Below are 16,759 nucleotides of genomic sequence, written 5' to 3' on the forward strand. Positions count from 1 at the left end.
TACTTTAAGCATCAAGAGTAGATAGACTGTTTATTGCACTACCAAGCCGTGGTCTGTTGCTTCTTAGAGATCATGGCTTTTTTTGTTTGATTGGTTAAAAGGGACATTGGAAATGTAATATATAGGAGGTGTTAAGGGTATGCAGCCAGTTAGATATGAAAGAAGCTACGCTTATGGCGGTCTTAGTTTTACATTGGACAAGTCCACCTTAATTATGGGAATCTTAAATGCTACACCGGATTCCTTCTCAGATGGGGGGCGTTACAATAATAGGGAGCGAGCGGTAGCCCATGCTCTTCAGATGATTGAGGATGGCGCGGACATCATCGATATTGGCGGGGAATCGACACGTCCTGGACACGCAAGTGTCAGCCTGGAGGAAGAGCTGGACCGAGTGATTCCAATCGTAAAGGCTGTTCGCGAAGCTGCTCCTCATACTCCCATTTCTGTAGACACCTATAAAGCAGAGGTGGCTAGGCGATCGCTTGAGGCAGGAGCTCATATTATTAATGATATCTGGGGATTTAAAGAAGATCCGCTCATGGCAAAGGTTGCCGCTGAATATGAGTGTCCTGTCATTCTAATGCATAATCGCAAGGATCGAAATTACAACAATCTTCTGGCAGACATCGCCTCTGATTTGTTGGAAAGCGTCGAAATTGCACGGCAGGCCGGGGTGTCGGATTGCAATATTATTCTCGATCCAGGCATTGGCTTTGCCAAGGATTATCATGAGAATCTTGAAGTAATGAGGTCGCTTGACCAGCTGGTGAAGCTTGGATATCCGCTGCTCTTAGGCACTTCGCGCAAAAGATTCATTCGTACGGCTCTTGATGTACCGATCGAAGAGACTGCCTTCGGAACAGCGGCTACAGTTGCTTTAGGTATCGCTCAGGGCTGCCAAATTGTTCGAGTTCATGATGTCAAGGAAATGAAACGCACAGCGGCAATGTGTGATGCCATGCTGTCTACCCCATAAAAGGTAAGGAGAAGTGTAAGTTATGGATAAAATGCGGATAAGCCGTATGGAGTACTATGGTTATCACGGTGTTTTTGAAGAGGAGCGCAAGCTCGGCGCAAGATACTATGTTGACCTGGAGCTTCAGCTGGATCTAAGGGAAGCCGGGAAGAATGATGATCTGAGCAAGACGGTGAATTATGCAGAGATTCATGAGACGGTTAAGGAAGCGGTTGAGAAAACCAGCTTCAAACTCATAGAAGCCCTAGCTGAACATATTGCATCTGTCGTACTGGACACTTATACTGTTATAGATGCGCTTACGGTCAAGGTGACCAAGCCGCATCCTCCGTTCGACATTCATTTTGAAGGTGTAACGGTAGAATTGTTTAGGACGAGAAAGTGAGAGCCTGGTATGAATTCAATTCCTTCCTCTGAGTATTCAGAGGCTTATATTGCATTAGGGGCCAATTTGGGAGATCGGGAAGGCACGCTTCTGGAAGCGCTGGAGCGGCTCGATCGACATTCTGAAATTAAGGTCCTTCGCTGCTCATCGTTATATGAGACTGATCCTGTAGGGTATCTGGATCAGCCTAACTTCATCAATATGGCGATTGCAGTCCGCACCCGTCTTCAGCCTGAAGAACTGCTGACTTATATGCTGGAGACAGAACTTGAGCTTGGACGGCAGCGTCTTATTCGCAACGGTCCGCGAACCGTAGATTTGGATCTGCTCTGGATGGGGGGAATCACAATGGAGACGCCCCTGCTTACACTTCCCCATCCACGTATGATGGAACGGGCATTCGTGCTCGTCCCGCTTGCAGATATCACTGAAGAGGACCAGACAGGCCTCTCGGATTTGGTTCGGACCGCTTTAGAGCAAGGGGGCGGAAAGGAAGGAGTCCGCTTTTGGAAAACATGCAGCTGGCGCAGCGAATCCGCGCCTTCCGAAAATTAAAAGGCTACACGCAGCAAGAACTGGCTAAGGAGTCTGGAATCTCGCTAGCGATTTTAGGGGCTATTGAGCGGGGAAATCGTAAAGCGGAAGATCAAATTTTATCTAAAATTGCAGAGGTTCTGGGCATTTCGGTAACGGAACTGACGAAAGAATAAGAATTGTCTTTTCTTTAAGAGAGGTGAAACCATGCTAAAGATCGGCGATATTGAAATGAAAAATCAGGTTGTGCTTGCTCCGATGGCGGGCGTATGCAATCCAGCCTTCCGTCTCATTGCTAAGGAGTTCGGGGCCGGGCTTGTATGTGCGGAGATGGTTAGCGGCAAGGCTATCGTGCATGGCAATCAGCGGACACGGGAGATGCTGTTCGTGGATGAGCGGGAGAAGCCGCTAAGCCTACAGATCTTTGGCGGGGACCGCGATTCGCTTGTTGAAGCTGCTAAGGTGGTAGACCAAGAGACAAATGCCGACATTATCGACATCAATATGGGCTGCCCTGCACCAAAGGTAACGAAAGCTGATGCTGGTGCACGCTGGCTGCTTGATCCCAATAAGATTCATGAAATGGTGTCGGCTGTTGTTGCGGCTGTAAGCAAGCCAGTCACTGTAAAGATGCGCATTGGCTGGGATTCGGATCATATTTTTGTGGTTGAGAATGCCAAAGCCGTTGAGCAGGCGGGCGGTAAAGCTGTTAGTATTCATGGACGGACTCGGGAACAGCAGTATACAGGACGCGCCGATTGGGGATTTATAAAACAGGCAAAAGAAGCCTTGTCGATTCCTGTTATTGGTAACGGGGATGTGGCTACGCCTGAAGATGCACGCCGTATGCTTGATGAGACGGGCTGTGATGGCGTCATGATCGGCCGGGGGGCACTCGGCAATCCGTGGATGCTTTACCGTACAGTGGAATATTTGAAAACAGGCAAGCTGATTAGCGAGCCGACAGCAGAAGAAAAGATTCGTATTGCTATTTTGCATATGGACCGGTTGATTGCCCTGCGTGGAGAAGATGTGGCCGTTCGGGAGATGCGCAAGCATTTGGCTTGGTATCTTAAGGGCTTAGAAGGCGCAGCTCGCGTTAAAGATGTTATTATGGAAGAGACGAAACGGGACGAAATGGTGCGTATTCTGGAGAATTATGTTGAAGGATTGCAGAAGGAGCATCGGGAAACCGTTGAATCGGCTTAAAGGCCGTTACTTCTCCTGAATTTGAAATATTTTGTTTGTGAACATCTGCAGTTTAGTTCATTTTGGTGTCATTGACATTTCGCAGTGGTTCCCCTATAATTTCTCAGTATAAATTCGCCTTTGGGGATAACTTCCACGATAAGGGATGTTCTCATCCCTGCGAGATAGCATATGATATTCTAATAACGATACGTGAACTTTCACGGCCGGCGTCCGAATGGGGCGTCTGCTGCCTCCGTGATGATAGGCTCTTGTCTTAAGAGGCCTGACGCCTGGGGTGCAGAGGGCGAAAATTATTTTTTCATGACAGGAGAATCGGTTGAGATGAGCGACAAAGAAGTCATTCTTACGCAAGATGGTCTGAAGAGACTGGAAGAGGAACTGGAAAACCTGAAGTCCGTGAAACGCCGTGAAGTTGCGGAGCGGATTAAAGTAGCCATTGGCTACGGTGATATCAGTGAGAACTCTGAGTATGAAGATGCGAAGAACGAGCAGGCTTTTATCGAAGGCCGCATTATTACATTGGAGAAAATGCTGCGCAATGCGCGGATTATCAATAATGATGAGATCGACACGGATACGGTAAGCATCGGATCCACTGTTATTGTGGAGGATATGGAGTTTGGCGACAAGATGGAATATGCCATTGTTGGTACCGCTGAGTCCGATCCGCTTCAGAACAAAATTTCTAATGAAAGCCCTGTCGGCAGAGCTATTCTGGGTAAGCGAAAGGGTGAGGTTGTGGACGTAATCGTTCCAGCTGGCACGATTCAATATAAAATCTTGGATATTAAGAAATAAGGCACAGCCGAAAGTAGACGGTGTAAGAAGCTTCCTTAAGGAGGCTTCTTTCCCTGTTTTTACGATATAGAGTATAGTTTGGTGAAGGAGTTGGACATAGGAACATGAGTGAACAAACAACAAACCAAGAATTAGAAGTCAGCGAGCTGCTGCAGATACGACGCGATAAATTGGACGAGCTTCGCGGTCTCGGTGTTGATCCATTCGGTAAGAAGTACGAAAGAACCCACAATGCCGGCGACATTCTTAACGCGTATGACGGGCTTACGAAGGAAGAGCTTGAAGAGAAGAAAGTTCAGGTGCGTATTGCCGGAAGAATCATGGCAAAGCGTACGATGGGTAAGGCAAGCTTTGCTCACATCCAGGATTTGAGCGGTAAGATTCAAATTTATGTTCGTCAGGACAGCGTGCCTGAAACCGAGTATGCTGCTTTTGGAATTCTCGATCTCGGGGATATTATCGGTGTCAGCGGTGAGGTCTTCAAGACCAAGACAGGTGAGACAACCATTAAGGCTGAACACATTGAAGTTCTGACCAAATCGCTATATCCTTTGCCTGACAAGTATCATGGCTTGAAGGATGTGGAGCTTCGTTACCGTCAACGTTATGTTGATTTGATCATTAATCCTGAAGTCCAACAAACCTTTATTACCCGTTCTCGGATTATCCAGTCCATGCGCCGTTACTTGGATTCCCTTGGATATCTGGAAGTGGAAACACCAACATTGCATAATATTGCTGGGGGAGCGGCTGCTCGTCCATTTGTAACCCATCATAATGCGCTGGATATGGAGCTTTACATGCGTATTGCGATTGAGCTGCATCTGAAGCGGCTGATTGTTGGTGGTTTGGAGAAGGTATATGAGATCGGACGTGTATACCGTAACGAAGGGATTTCCACACGCCATAACCCTGAATTTACGATGATCGAGCTTTATGAAGCTTATGCTGACTACAAAGATATTATGGCTCTGACTGAGAATATGATTGCCCATATCGCTCAGGATGTGCTCGGCACCCAAGTTATTAACTATCAAGGCCATGAAGTGAATCTGAAGCCGCAATGGCGCCGGGTATCCATGGTAGATGCAGTTAAGGAAGTAACAGGCGTGGACTTTAGCGTGCACATGACCGATGAAGAGGCTCATCGCATTGCCAAAGAGCATAAAGTACCTGTTGAGAAGCATATGACCTTTGGTCATATTCTGAATGCCTTCTTCGAACAATTTGTAGAAGAGACGCTCATTCAGCCGACATTTATTACAGGACATCCGGTGGAAATTTCACCACTTGCCAAGAAGAATGAAGAGGACCCACGCTTTACAGACCGGTTTGAGCTGTTTATTGTAGCGCGTGAGCATGCCAATGCATTTACCGAGCTGAACGATCCGATTGATCAGCGTCAGCGGTTCGAAGCTCAACTGAAGGAACGTGAGCAGGGTAATGATGAGGCTCATGAAATGGATGATGATTTTATTCGGGCGCTAGAATATGGTATGCCTCCAACAGGGGGACTGGGTATTGGGGTAGACCGCTTGATTATGCTGTTAACAAACGCGGCATCAATCCGCGATGTTCTGCTCTTCCCGCATATGCGTTCTCGTTCAGGGGAGTAAGCTCATAATTGTATCCAACTATAATAAAGGAACGGTATTCTAGTCGAAGCTAGAACCGTTCCTTTTTTGCTATCTGTAAGGGTACCTATTCTATATTTATCCCGTCTTTTAGTAAGGACTGTAGATGATGAAGGACAATGGCCCTCATCTGTTCACTCGTAAAATCTTCTGGCTGCGATATGCCGTGAATGGCCAAACCGTCAACCATAGCATGCAGGCGCTTTGCCTCCAGCTCCGGATCTATATCAGGCTTGGCTATCTCATATTCGATAAGGGATTTTATCATTATAGTAAACATCCCGCGCATCTCCCGATAAACCTGCTGGCTTAGGGGCTTTAGTATCTGGTCAGACATAGCTTTGGCCGTAAAAGCAAACCACACCTCCATTTCGGCCCTGCGTTCATCATCTAATGGTAGTAATTCTTCAGTGAGTGATGTGATACCTGTGAGCAAGGAGTCGTCCGCATGCTGAAGCGCCCTATTCTTGACCCTGTCAGATACCAAACTCATCGAATATTCTAATAATTCAGACTGAGAGTTGAAATAGTGACGAAGCGACCCTGGTGATAAGCCAGCTTCTTCGGCTACATACCGAACGGAGACGCGTTCAAGTCCATCCCTCCGTATAATTCGCCAGGCGGCCTCTGCAACCAGTTGTTTCTGTTTTTCATGATCTACGATTTTTGGCATAGCTATATTATATCATGATTGATTATTTAGTACAGGTGTGCTACATTTAAATAGTACATTTGTGTTAAAAAGAGGAGGATATCATGATTTTAACGTTAATTATAGCGTGTGAAGTTGCTTTTTGGGTATTCGTTGTCTCAGGACTAGCCGTCCGTTATTTGTTTCGTAAGAAGCAGTTAGGAGCTGTTCTATTGTGGTGTACTCCTCTAATTGACCTCATTCTAATTGGGGCAACTGTAACGGAACTTCATAATGGAGCAACAGCCAGCTTCTTTCACGGACTAGCCGCGGTTTATGTTGGGGTTACGCTTGCCCTTGGTCATAGCATGATTAATTGGGCTGATCGTCAATTTGCATATCGGTTTGCAGGCGGGCCAAAGCCTTCGCGCGGTCCCCGGTATGGATCCGCACATGCTAAGAAGGAACGTCAAGGCTGGTATCGTCATTTACTGGCCTGGATGATTGGTTCAGCCATACTAGGAATAATGGTCCTTTGGATAGGAGATGCTAAACGAACAGAGCAATTGTCATTAATGGTTGTTCGTTGGGCAATGATTCTGGGAATAGATTTTTTGATCAGTTTCAGTTATACCTTGTGGCCTAGGAGCCATAAACAAACTAATAGGGACAGCAGCCTTCACTAATAACCACATAAAGTTTGATAAATAGCTTGCTTTTAATCTGTCGTCATGGTATATTATAAATCCGGCCGCAAGTTAGTCATTTTATTGATTAACTAAAGCATAAACAACTTCGAAAAAAAGTGTTGCATTGCTGAGTCGGTTGTGATAAGATATAAGAGTTGATGCCGACGGGTTCGGTTGAGACGAAAGAATAGTTTGATCTTTGAAAACTGAACAACGAGTGAGATATAAATGAGAAATTAAGTTTTCTCGTCAGTTTCAAAATGAGTCACAAGCTTTACCTTTAATGGAGAGTTTGATCCTGGCTCAGGACGAACGCTGGCGGCGTGCCTAATACATGCAAGTCGAGCGGAGTTATTTAGAAGCTTGCTTCTAAATAACTTAGCGGCGGACGGGTGAGTAACACGTAGGCAACCTGCCTGTAAGACTGGGATAACTACCGGAAACGGTAGCTAATACCGGATACACAAGTTCCTCGCATGAGGGATTTGGGAAAGACGGAGCAATCTGTCACTTACGGATGGGCCTGCGGCGCATTAGCTAGTTGGTGGGGTAACGGCTCACCAAGGCGACGATGCGTAGCCGACCTGAGAGGGTGAACGGCCACACTGGGACTGAGACACGGCCCAGACTCCTACGGGAGGCAGCAGTAGGGAATCTTCCGCAATGGACGAAAGTCTGACGGAGCAACGCCGCGTGAGTGATGAAGGTTTTCGGATCGTAAAGCTCTGTTGCCAGGGAAGAACGCTTGAGAGAGTAACTGCTCTTGAGGTGACGGTACCTGAGAAGAAAGCCCCGGCTAACTACGTGCCAGCAGCCGCGGTAATACGTAGGGGGCAAGCGTTGTCCGGAATTATTGGGCGTAAAGCGCGCGCAGGCGGCCATTTAAGTCTGGTGTTTAATCCTGGAGCTCAACTCCGGGTCGCACTGGAAACTGGGTGGCTTGAGTGCAGAAGAGGAGAGTGGAATTCCACGTGTAGCGGTGAAATGCGTAGAGATGTGGAGGAACACCAGTGGCGAAGGCGACTCTCTGGGCTGTAACTGACGCTGAGGCGCGAAAGCGTGGGGAGCAAACAGGATTAGATACCCTGGTAGTCCACGCCGTAAACGATGAATGCTAGGTGTTAGGGGTTTCGATACCCTTGGTGCCGAAGTTAACACATTAAGCATTCCGCCTGGGGAGTACGGTCGCAAGACTGAAACTCAAAGGAATTGACGGGGACCCGCACAAGCAGTGGAGTATGTGGTTTAATTCGAAGCAACGCGAAGAACCTTACCAGGTCTTGACATCCCTCTGACCGGTACAGAGATGTACCTTTCCTTTACGGACAGAGGAGACAGGTGGTGCATGGTTGTCGTCAGCTCGTGTCGTGAGATGTTGGGTTAAGTCCCGCAACGAGCGCAACCCTTAACTTTAGTTGCCAGCAGGTCAAGCTGGGCACTCTAGAGTGACTGCCGGTGACAAACCGGAGGAAGGTGGGGATGACGTCAAATCATCATGCCCCTTATGACCTGGGCTACACACGTACTACAATGGCCGGTACAACGGGAAGCGAAGGAGCGATCTGGAGCGAATCCTAGAAAAGCCGGTCTCAGTTCGGATTGCAGGCTGCAACTCGCCTGCATGAAGTCGGAATTGCTAGTAATCGCGGATCAGCATGCCGCGGTGAATACGTTCCCGGGTCTTGTACACACCGCCCGTCACACCACGAGAGTTTACAACACCCGAAGTCGGTGAGGTAACCCGCAAGGGGGCCAGCCGCCGAAGGTGGGGTAGACGATTGGGGTGAAGTCGTAACAAGGTAGCCGTATCGGAAGGTGCGGCTGGATCACCTCCTTTCTATGGAGAATCGTCTTCGGTGGTGAAGACATTCAAATATCGGTTAACCTGGAGTTAACCAAACCATCTCACTCGTTGGTCAGTTTTGAGAGCTCAAACTCTCAGGACTGTCGCTTCCAAAACTTGCTTGTAGTTAAGTGAGTATGGATGTGATAAGATGATCTTCCGGCTGATAAAGCTGGCAGGTTGACAGAAATTTTGAACAGCACCTCAAGGTGATTGTCCCCAAATTTCGTCCTTGATCCTTGAAAACTGGATAACGAAACGAAATTGCGTTTTAGAAACATCTCTTTAGCTGAAACTTGTGATCGAAGAGAACAAGTGAAGTGATAGCTACAGAGCGAGGTATTTTGGAGACGATCGATCCTTTGTGAGTGGGTTTCAACGTTGATTCATTTCAATCGAGAAACCAAGGAACAACAGAGCGTGTCGGCCCAAAAACCGAGCGATTAGGTTAAGCTATTAAGAGCACACGGAGGATGCCTAGGCGCTAGGAGCCGAAGAAGGACGTGGCGAACAACGATACGGCCTCGGGGAGCTGTAAGCAAGCTTTGATCCGGGGATGTCCGAATGGGGAAACCCGGCTGGTGTAATAGCCAGTCACTCATACCTGAATACATAGGGTATGAAGAGGCAGACCAGGGGAACTGAAACATCTAAGTACCCTGAGGAAGAGAAAACAAGAGTGATTCCGTCAGTAGCGGCGAGCGAACGCGGAACAGCCTAAACCAGAGAGCTTGCTCTCTGGGGTTGTGGGACGTCTCACATGGAGTTACAAAGGAACAGGTTAGTTGAAGAGGTCTGGAAAGGCCCGCCAGAGAAGGTAAAAGCCCTGTAGGTGAAAATGTGTTCCCTCCGAGACGGATCCCGAGTAGTGCGGGGCACGTGAAACCCCGTATGAATCCGCCAGGACCATCTGGTAAGGCTAAATACTCCCTAGCGACCGATAGCGAAGCAGTACCGTGAGGGAAAGGTGAAAAGCACCCCGGAAGGGGAGTGAAACAGAACCTGAAACCGTGTGCTTACAAGAAGTCAGAGTCCTCTATATGGATGATGGCGTGCCTTTTGTAGAATGAACCGGCGAGTTACGTTCACGTGCAAGGTTAAGGTGAAGAGCCGAAGCCGCAGCGAAAGCGAGTCTGAATAGGGCGAATTGAGTACGTGGGCGTAGACCCGAAACCGTGTGATCTACCCCTGTCCAGGGTGAAGGTGCGGTAACACGCACTGGAGGCCCGAACCCACGAACGTTGAAAAGTTCGGGGATGAGGTGGGGGTAGCGGAGAAATTCCAATCGAACTCGGAGATAGCTGGTTCTCCCCGAAATAGCTTTAGGGCTAGCCTCGGAAGAAAAGAGTCGTGGAGGTAGAGCACTGATTGGGTGCGGGGCCCGCCAAGGGTTACCAAGCTCAGTCAAACTCCGAATGCCATGGACTCATATCCGGGAGTCAGACAGTGAGTGCTAAGATCCATTGTCAAAAGGGAAACAGCCCAGACCATCAGCTAAGGTCCCCAAGTGTGTGTTAAGTGGGAAAGGATGTGGAGTTGCACAGACAACCAGGATGTTGGCTTAGAAGCAGCCACCATTTAAAGAGTGCGTAATAGCTCACTGGTCGAGTGACTCTGCGCCGAAAATGTAACGGGGCTAAACACACCACCGAAGCTATGGCTTGATGCTTTGCATCAGGGGTAGGGGAGCGTTGTGTATGCGTTGAAGGTGTACCGTAAGGAGCGCTGGAGAGTACACAAGTGAGAATGCCGGTATGAGTAACGAAAAGATCAGTGAGAATCTGATCCGCCGAAAGCCTAAGGGTTCCTGAGGAAGGTTCGTCCGCTCAGGGTAAGTCGGGACCTAAGGCGAGGCCGAAAGGCGTAGTCGAAGGACAACAGGTGGAAATTCCTGTACCACCGTAAACCGTTATGAGCGATGGGGTGACGCAGCAGGGTAGTGACGCGGACTGATGGATGTCCGTCCAAGCAGTGAGGCTGGTGTGTAGGCAAATCCGCACACTTTAAGGCTGGGCTGTGATGGGGAGTGAAAATTACAGTAGCGAAGGTCATGATCTCACACTGCCAAGAAAAGCCTCTAGCCAGGTGAAGGTGCCCGTACCGTAAACCGACACAGGTAGGCGAGAAGAGAATTCTAAGGCGCGCGGAAGAACTCTCGTTAAGGAACTCGGCAAAATGACCCCGTAACTTCGGGAGAAGGGGTGCCTCGGTAGGGTGAATAGCCCGAGGGGGCCGCAGTGAAAAGGCCCAAGCGACTGTTTAGCAAAAACACAGGTCTGTGCGAAGCCGCAAGGCGAAGTATACGGGCTGACGCCTGCCCGGTGCTGGAAGGTTAAGGGGAGCGGTTAGGGAGTAATCCCGAAGCTGTGAACCGAAGCCCCAGTAAACGGCGGCCGTAACTATAACGGTCCTAAGGTAGCGAAATTCCTTGTCAGGTAAATTCTGACCCGCACGAATGGCGTAACGACTTGGGCGCTGTCTCAACGAGAGATCCGGTGAAATTTTAATACCTGTGAAGATGCAGGTTACCCGCGACAAGACGGAAAGACCCCATGGAGCTTTACTGCAGCTTGATATTGGACTTTGATACGATTTGTACAGGATAGGTGGGAGCCTAGGAAGCCGGAGCGCCAGCTTCGGTGGAGGCGACGTTGGGATACCACCCTGATCGTATCGGAGTTCTAACCTGGTACCGTGAACCGGTGCGGGGACAGTGTCAGGTGGGCAGTTTGACTGGGGCGGTCGCCTCCTAAAGAGTAACGGAGGCGCCCCAAGGTTCCCTCAGAATGGTTGGAAATCATTCGAAGAGTGCAAAGGCAAAAGGGAGCTTGACTGCGAGACTGACAAGTCGAGCAGGGACGAAAGTCGGGCTTAGTGATCCGGTGGTACCGCATGGAAGGGCCATCGCTCAACGGATAAAAGCTACCCTGGGGATAACAGGCTTATCTCCCCCAAGAGTCCACATCGACGGGGAGGTTTGGCACCTCGATGTCGGCTCATCGCATCCTGGGGCTGAAGTAGGTCCCAAGGGTTGGGCTGTTCGCCCATTAAAGCGGTACGCGAGCTGGGTTCAGAACGTCGTGAGACAGTTCGGTCCCTATCTGTCGTGGGCGTAGGAAATTTGAGAGGAGCTGTCCTTAGTACGAGAGGACCGGGATGGACGCACCGCTGGTGCACCAGTTGTTCCGCCAGGAGCACAGCTGGGTAGCTAAGTGCGGAAGGGATAAGCGCTGAAAGCATCTAAGCGTGAAGCCCCCCTCAAGATGAGATTTCCCAATTAGTAAGACCCCTTGAAGACGACGAGGTAGATAGGCTGGGGGTGGAAGTGCAGTAATGCATGGAGCTGACCAGTACTAATCGGTCGAGGGCTTATCCTAAAATGACCCCACAAAGTGAAGAAAAGGCTGATGAAGCTGATTCCGAGTACTTTGGCGGGGCCCAGAGAATAACTAGAGCGCAATGAAGTTTCGTATCCAGTTTTCAGGTGATTAAACATCTGAACAATTGTGGGTGGATATCAAGGTTTGATATTTACTCGCAGGCTGTTTTTGAAGGTGGGTTATTTTCCTTGATGAATTTCAGGGAGCGATAGCGACCGGAAAAAACCTGTTTGGTGGCGATAGCGGAGGGGTTCCACACGTACCCATCCCGAACACGACCGTTAAGCCCTCCAGCGCCGATGGTACTTGGACCGCAGGGTCCTGGGAGAGTAGGACGCCGCCAAGCAGATATTGAGAGCATCGTTGATGATATATCAACGGTGCTTTCTTTGTTTATCTCCCTGTATAAGGAGATAACAAAGAGCGTACACTTTAGCTAAGTCTAATAAACAAGGCTGTTGTGCACTGTGGAAGGACACTGGTTTTTGCAGAAAAGGCACCTTGGTTTTCACACCGGTTTTTCTTGACAGCCTATATCCCCTTTGCTAAGATGGTAAAAATATATTCCCGTAAGATGACTCCGGCCTTGGTGCATAAGGATTTTGGCCGCTGGGACAGTGAATTTAAGGAGGACAACCCAGGTGTGGGAGAATAAGTTTACCAAAGAAGGTCTAACGTTTGATGATGTGCTTTTGATTCCGCGCAAATCTGAAGTGCTGCCTAAAGAGGTGGATGTGTCCACGAAATTAAGCGACAGCGTGAAACTTAATATTCCTCTGATCAGTGCCGGGATGGACACTGTAACGGAAGCAGCCTTGGCCATCGCCATTGCAAGAGAAGGCGGCATTGGAATTATTCATAAGAATATGACGATTGAGCAACAAGCTGAAGAAGTGGATCGGGTAAAACGGTCGGAAAGCGGGGTTATCACGAACCCGTTCTCTTTAACTCCTGATCATCTTGTATCGGATGCAGAACGTGTTATGGGTAAATTTCGGATCTCGGGTGTCCCAATTGTAAATGACCAGCAAAAGCTAGTGGGCATCATAACGAATCGTGATCTTCGTTTTATTCATGATTACAGTATAAAGATTAAAGAAGTAATGACCAAAGAGAACTTAGTGACAGCGCCTGTTGGCACAACGCTTCAAGAAGCGGAAGTTATCCTTCAACAGCATAAGATTGAGAAGTTGCCATTGGTGGATGAACAGAATGTTCTCAAAGGCCTGATCACCATTAAGGATATTGAGAAGGCCATTCAATTCCCGAATGCTGCGAAGGATGCTCAAGGTCGTCTGCTGGTTGGAGCAGCTGTGGGCATCTCTAAGGACACTTTTGAGCGGACAGAGGCATTAGTCAAAGCAGGTGCGGATGTAATTACAGTGGACTCAGCGCATGGCCATCATATTAATATTGTTGATGCGGTTCGCGAGCTGCGTAAGCTTTATCCGAACCTTACGATTATTGCCGGCAATGTAGCTACAGGAGAAGGTACTCGAGAGCTGATCGAAGCCGGTGCTTCTGTAGTAAAAGTAGGGATTGGGCCAGGTTCCATCTGTACTACCCGGGTCATTGCAGGTATTGGTGTTCCTCAAATTACAGCTATTTATGATTGTGCTTCAGTAGCTCGTGAATATGGTGTACCGATCATTGCTGATGGCGGTATCAAATATTCCGGTGAGATTACAAAGGCTATTGCAGCTGGAGCAAGTGCGGTCATGCTGGGCAGCTTGTTTGCTGGAACGGAAGAAAGCCCTGGTGAGTCGGAAATCTATCAAGGACGCCGCTATAAGGTGTATCGGGGTATGGGCTCCCTTAGTGCTATGAAGCAGGGGAGCAAAGATCGTTACTTCCAAGATGATGATAAGAAAATGGTTCCTGAAGGAATCGAGGGTCGGGTTGCTTATAAAGGACCATTGTCCGATACGATTCATCAGTTGCTGGGCGGATTGCGTTCGGGTATGGGATACTGTGGTACCAAGAATTTGAACGAGCTTTGCAACGATACAGAGTTTGTACGCATTACCGGCGCTGGTCTTCGCGAAAGCCATCCGCATGATGTTCAAATCACGAAGGAAGCACCTAACTATTCATTATAATTTTCGGGATTGGTAATATGTTCAAGGGCAGACTCGGCTTTTCAGGCCGGGTCTGTCTTTTTTTTGCGTAATGGCCTATGATAGAATAGTTGATAGGAAAGCGAGTATATCCGAGGGGAGTTTAAGATTCATTGAAACCGAAGAAGATAACTAACAGAACATATAAACGGCGTATCCTGAAAAAGGGCGTAGCGTCCGTAATGCTCATAAATATGCTGTGTTTCTCCGTCCTGCCTGCTGCTGTCTTGGCTGAAGGGACTAATGCTGTACAGACTCAAGCAGCTGCAGCAACTACTAGTACAAGCCAATTGAATGTCGCGCTACCGCAAGCACCTCAGCTTAATGTAAAGTCTGCCGTTCTGATCGAGGCATCTACGGGGCAAGTGCTGCTCTCTACAGGAAACAGTAATGAACCTTTGCCTCCGGCTAGTATGACGAAGATGATGACAGAGTATATCGTGGCTGATTTGGTCAAGCAGGGAAAGCTAAGCTGGGACACAGTAGTCACAGTGAAGGAGAATGCTGCAAAATCCATCGGTTCACGGATATTTTTGGCGGAAGGCGATAAACATACGGTCAAGGAGCTGTACATAGCAATGGCGGTTGGCTCTGCCAACGATGCTACCGTAGCTCTGGCAGAACATGTGGCTGGCTCTGAGCAAGCCTTTGTCAAAATGATGAATGATGAGGCCAAGCGAATGGGTCTGAAGACGGCTTACTTTGCAAATGCTACAGGCCTGAGCATTGCGGATATGCCAGAGAAGTACCAACCTGCAGATAAAAGCAAGGAAACGGTAATGTCTGCTATGGATGCGGCGATTCTGGCGCGTAATATTGTTGAAGATCACCCGGACTTTAAAGATTTCACCACAATCCAGTCATACAAGTTCCGTGAACGCGACAAGAAGCCGATTATTAATTATAACTGGATGCTCGAAGCCAATGCTAGCAATCAAAACTTTAAGAAATACGCTTATCCGGGTCTCGATGGTATGAAGACAGGTCATACAAATGCTGCGGGGCAGTGCTTCACAGGTACTGCAGAGCGCAATGGGATGCGCCTAATTAGTGTTGTAATGGGCGCTGATTCTGAGGGGCACCGCTTTACAGAGACAGCGAAAGTGCTGGACTATGGGTTTAACAATTTCGAAGTAAAACAAGTAGTTGCACCGAAGTCTACAGTTAAGGGCGCAGAGACTGTGGACGTGAAGAAGGGTAAGGATAAATCCGTGCCGCTCGTTACAGATCAAGAGGTTAAATTTGCACTGCCTAAAGGTGCAGATTTAAGCAAGGTTACGTCTAAGGTTAGCTTGACAGAGCAGGGTAAGCTTACTGCTCCTGTTAAAGCGGGAACGAAGGTAGGTACGGTAACTTACTCGTATAAAGTGGATGGGTCTAACCAAACCCTACAGAAGACTGTCAATCTGATTACGGCTCAAGAGGTTGAGAAGGCAGGCTGGTTTAAACTGTTCCTTCGCGCGATTGGAGACTTCTTCTCTGACCTGTTTAATAGCATTAAGAACTTGTTCTAATCCTTGAAGTATTCCGAGTGTTTGAGTTGTGTATTTAAGGGCGATCATGTAAAATTAAAAGTTAGATTATCATGGAAATATGGTTAAACTGCAGATGGCGTAAACAGCCCGAAGCAGCTGAGGATATAATACGGGAGGCATGAGACATGGAAACTGGAACATCTCGGGTTAAAAGAGGTATGGCTGAAATGCAAAAAGGCGGCGTCATTATGGACGTCATGAACGCTGAGCAGGCTAAAATTGCCGAAGCGGCAGGAGCCACAGCAGTAATGGCGCTTGAGCGGGTACCTTCGGATATCCGTGCAGCTGGCGGCGTTGCCCGTATGGCTGACCCGACTATTGTTGAGGAAGTTATGAAGGTTGTGTCGATTCCAGTTATGGCTAAAGCACGGATCGGTCACTACGTAGAAGCCAAAGTATTGGAATCCCTTGGTGTGGATTACCTTGATGAGAGTGAAGTATTAACACCTGCAGATGAAGTCTTCCACATTGACAAGCGTGACTTTACCGTACCGTTTGTTTGCGGAGCTAAGGATCTGGGTGAAGCGCTTCGTCGTATTGGAGAAGGTGCATCCATGATTCGTACGAAGGGTGAGCCAGGAACTGGTAACATCGTTGAGGCTGTACGTCATATGCGTCTTATTAACAGCCAAATCCGAAAAGTCCAAAACATGTCCAAGGATGAGCTGTATGCAGAAGCCAAGAACCTCGGTGTGGCTTACGACTTGCTGCTTGAGGTGCATGAGAACGGCAAGCTTCCGGTTGTAAACTTTGCAGCAGGCGGAGTAGCGACTCCTGCAGATGCGGCATTGATGATGCATTTGGGAGCAGATGGCGTATTTGTTGGTTCCGGTATTTTCAAATCCGATAGCCCAGAGAAGTTTGCTCGTGCAATTGTAGAAGCAACTACTCACTATACAGACTATAAATTGATTGCAGAGGTTTCCAAGAACTTGGGGACGCCTATGAAAGGCATCGAGATTTCGAAGCTGGCTGCTGCCGATCGGATGTCTGACCGCGGCTGGTAAGGCGTAGAAAGAAGG

General features: G+C 48.4%; 12 protein-coding genes and 3 rRNA genes. 14 read left to right on the plus strand and 1 reads right to left on the minus strand.

Features of this window, described 5'->3' with window-relative positions; genetic code table 11:
* The first annotated feature begins 139 nt into the window (after nucleotides 1–139).
* The 7 genes from folP (at nucleotide 140) to lysS (ending at nucleotide 5,524) form a co-directional block, all read left to right on the plus strand.
* Entirely contained in the window at nucleotides 140–979 is an 840-nt protein-coding gene (gene folP, locus DCC85_RS00330; RefSeq protein ID WP_108463784.1) for a dihydropteroate synthase, read from the plus strand.
* 22 nt (nucleotides 980–1,001) lie between these two features.
* The gene (gene folB / locus DCC85_RS00335; protein ID WP_108463785.1) at nucleotides 1,002–1,364 is read left to right on the plus strand and encodes a dihydroneopterin aldolase; all 363 of its coding nucleotides are present in this window, start codon (nucleotides 1,002–1,004) and stop codon (nucleotides 1,362–1,364) included.
* Between the two features lie 9 nt (nucleotides 1,365–1,373).
* Nucleotides 1,374–1,919, plus strand: a complete 546-nt coding sequence (folK, locus tag DCC85_RS00340; RefSeq protein ID WP_108463786.1) for a 2-amino-4-hydroxy-6-hydroxymethyldihydropteridine diphosphokinase — start codon at nucleotides 1,374–1,376, stop codon at nucleotides 1,917–1,919.
* A complete protein-coding gene (locus DCC85_RS00345; RefSeq protein ID WP_108463787.1) occupies nucleotides 1,871–2,074 on the plus strand; it encodes a helix-turn-helix domain-containing protein in 204 nt (67 codons plus the stop codon). Before folK ends, DCC85_RS00345 begins: the two co-directional genes overlap by 49 nt.
* Before the next feature lie 31 nt (nucleotides 2,075–2,105).
* Nucleotides 2,106–3,107, plus strand: coding sequence for a tRNA dihydrouridine synthase DusB (gene dusB, locus DCC85_RS00350; RefSeq protein WP_108463788.1), 1,002 nt, complete (start codon nucleotides 2,106–2,108; stop codon nucleotides 3,105–3,107).
* Nucleotides 3,108–3,431: 324 nt separating this feature from the next.
* Complete coding sequence (greA, locus tag DCC85_RS00355) at nucleotides 3,432–3,908, plus strand: transcription elongation factor GreA (RefSeq protein WP_108463789.1); 477 nt, start codon at nucleotides 3,432–3,434, stop codon at nucleotides 3,906–3,908.
* Between the two features lie 104 nt (nucleotides 3,909–4,012).
* Entirely contained in the window at nucleotides 4,013–5,524 is a 1,512-nt protein-coding gene (lysS, locus tag DCC85_RS00360) for a lysine--tRNA ligase (protein WP_108463790.1), read from the plus strand.
* An 85-nt stretch (nucleotides 5,525–5,609) separates the two neighbouring features.
* Here lysS and DCC85_RS00365 read toward each other — a convergent pair whose 3' ends face one another.
* On the minus strand, nucleotides 5,610–6,215 hold the full coding sequence (locus DCC85_RS00365) for a TetR/AcrR family transcriptional regulator (protein ID WP_108463791.1): 606 nt from the start codon (nucleotides 6,213–6,215) through the stop codon (nucleotides 5,610–5,612).
* A gap of 83 nt (nucleotides 6,216–6,298) precedes the next feature.
* Between DCC85_RS00365 and DCC85_RS00370 the strand changes: the two genes are divergently transcribed.
* The 7 genes from DCC85_RS00370 (at nucleotide 6,299) to pdxS (ending at nucleotide 16,744) form a co-directional block, all read left to right on the plus strand.
* Complete coding sequence (locus tag DCC85_RS00370; protein ID WP_108463792.1) at nucleotides 6,299–6,859, plus strand: hypothetical protein; 561 nt, start codon at nucleotides 6,299–6,301, stop codon at nucleotides 6,857–6,859.
* 283 nt (nucleotides 6,860–7,142) lie between these two features.
* Nucleotides 7,143–8,699 (plus strand): 16S ribosomal RNA (locus DCC85_RS00375).
* Between the two features lie 452 nt (nucleotides 8,700–9,151).
* A 23S ribosomal RNA gene (locus tag DCC85_RS00380) occupies nucleotides 9,152–12,082 on the plus strand.
* A gap of 232 nt (nucleotides 12,083–12,314) precedes the next feature.
* A 5S ribosomal RNA gene (gene rrf, locus DCC85_RS00385) occupies nucleotides 12,315–12,431 on the plus strand.
* Together the 16S, 23S and 5S rRNA genes form the textbook arrangement of a ribosomal RNA operon.
* 295 nt (nucleotides 12,432–12,726) lie before the next feature.
* Nucleotides 12,727–14,184 carry an IMP dehydrogenase gene (gene guaB / locus DCC85_RS00390; RefSeq protein ID WP_108463793.1) on the plus strand — a complete coding sequence of 486 codons (1,458 nt, stop codon included), beginning with the start codon at nucleotides 12,727–12,729 and terminating at the stop codon, nucleotides 14,182–14,184.
* Between the two features lie 200 nt (nucleotides 14,185–14,384).
* A complete protein-coding gene (locus DCC85_RS00395; protein ID WP_108467644.1) occupies nucleotides 14,385–15,716 on the plus strand; it encodes a D-alanyl-D-alanine carboxypeptidase family protein in 1,332 nt (443 codons plus the stop codon).
* A 146-nt stretch (nucleotides 15,717–15,862) separates the two neighbouring features.
* Nucleotides 15,863–16,744 carry a pyridoxal 5'-phosphate synthase lyase subunit PdxS gene (pdxS, locus tag DCC85_RS00400; protein WP_108463794.1) on the plus strand — a complete coding sequence of 294 codons (882 nt, stop codon included), beginning with the start codon at nucleotides 15,863–15,865 and terminating at the stop codon, nucleotides 16,742–16,744.
* The last annotated feature ends 15 nt before the right edge of the window (nucleotides 16,745–16,759 follow it).

This window comes from Paenibacillus sp. CAA11, assembly GCF_003060825.1.
Lineage (GTDB): Bacteria > Bacillota > Bacilli > Paenibacillales > Paenibacillaceae > Fontibacillus.

Excerpts from the sequence above, each read along its gene's own strand:
- folP (WP_108463784.1), top strand. The coding sequence starts at position 140 with ATGCAGCCAGTTAGATATGAAAGAAGCTACGCTTATGGCGGTCTTAGT.
- folB (WP_108463785.1), top strand. The coding sequence starts at position 1,002 with ATGGATAAAATGCGGATAAGCCGTATGGAGTACTATGGTTATCACGGT.
- DCC85_RS00365 (WP_108463791.1), bottom strand. The coding sequence starts at position 6,215 with ATGCCAAAAATCGTAGATCATGAAAAACAGAAACAACTGGTTGCAGAG.
- DCC85_RS00370 (WP_108463792.1), top strand. The coding sequence starts at position 6,299 with ATGATTTTAACGTTAATTATAGCGTGTGAAGTTGCTTTTTGGGTATTC.
- lysS (WP_108463790.1), top strand. The coding sequence starts at position 4,013 with ATGAGTGAACAAACAACAAACCAAGAATTAGAAGTCAGCGAGCTGCTG.
- dusB (WP_108463788.1), top strand. The coding sequence starts at position 2,106 with ATGCTAAAGATCGGCGATATTGAAATGAAAAATCAGGTTGTGCTTGCT.
- pdxS (WP_108463794.1), top strand. The coding sequence starts at position 15,863 with ATGGAAACTGGAACATCTCGGGTTAAAAGAGGTATGGCTGAAATGCAA.
- DCC85_RS00395 (WP_108467644.1), top strand. The coding sequence starts at position 14,385 with ATGCTCATAAATATGCTGTGTTTCTCCGTCCTGCCTGCTGCTGTCTTG.
- greA (WP_108463789.1), top strand. The coding sequence starts at position 3,432 with ATGAGCGACAAAGAAGTCATTCTTACGCAAGATGGTCTGAAGAGACTG.
- folK (WP_108463786.1), top strand. The coding sequence starts at position 1,374 with ATGAATTCAATTCCTTCCTCTGAGTATTCAGAGGCTTATATTGCATTA.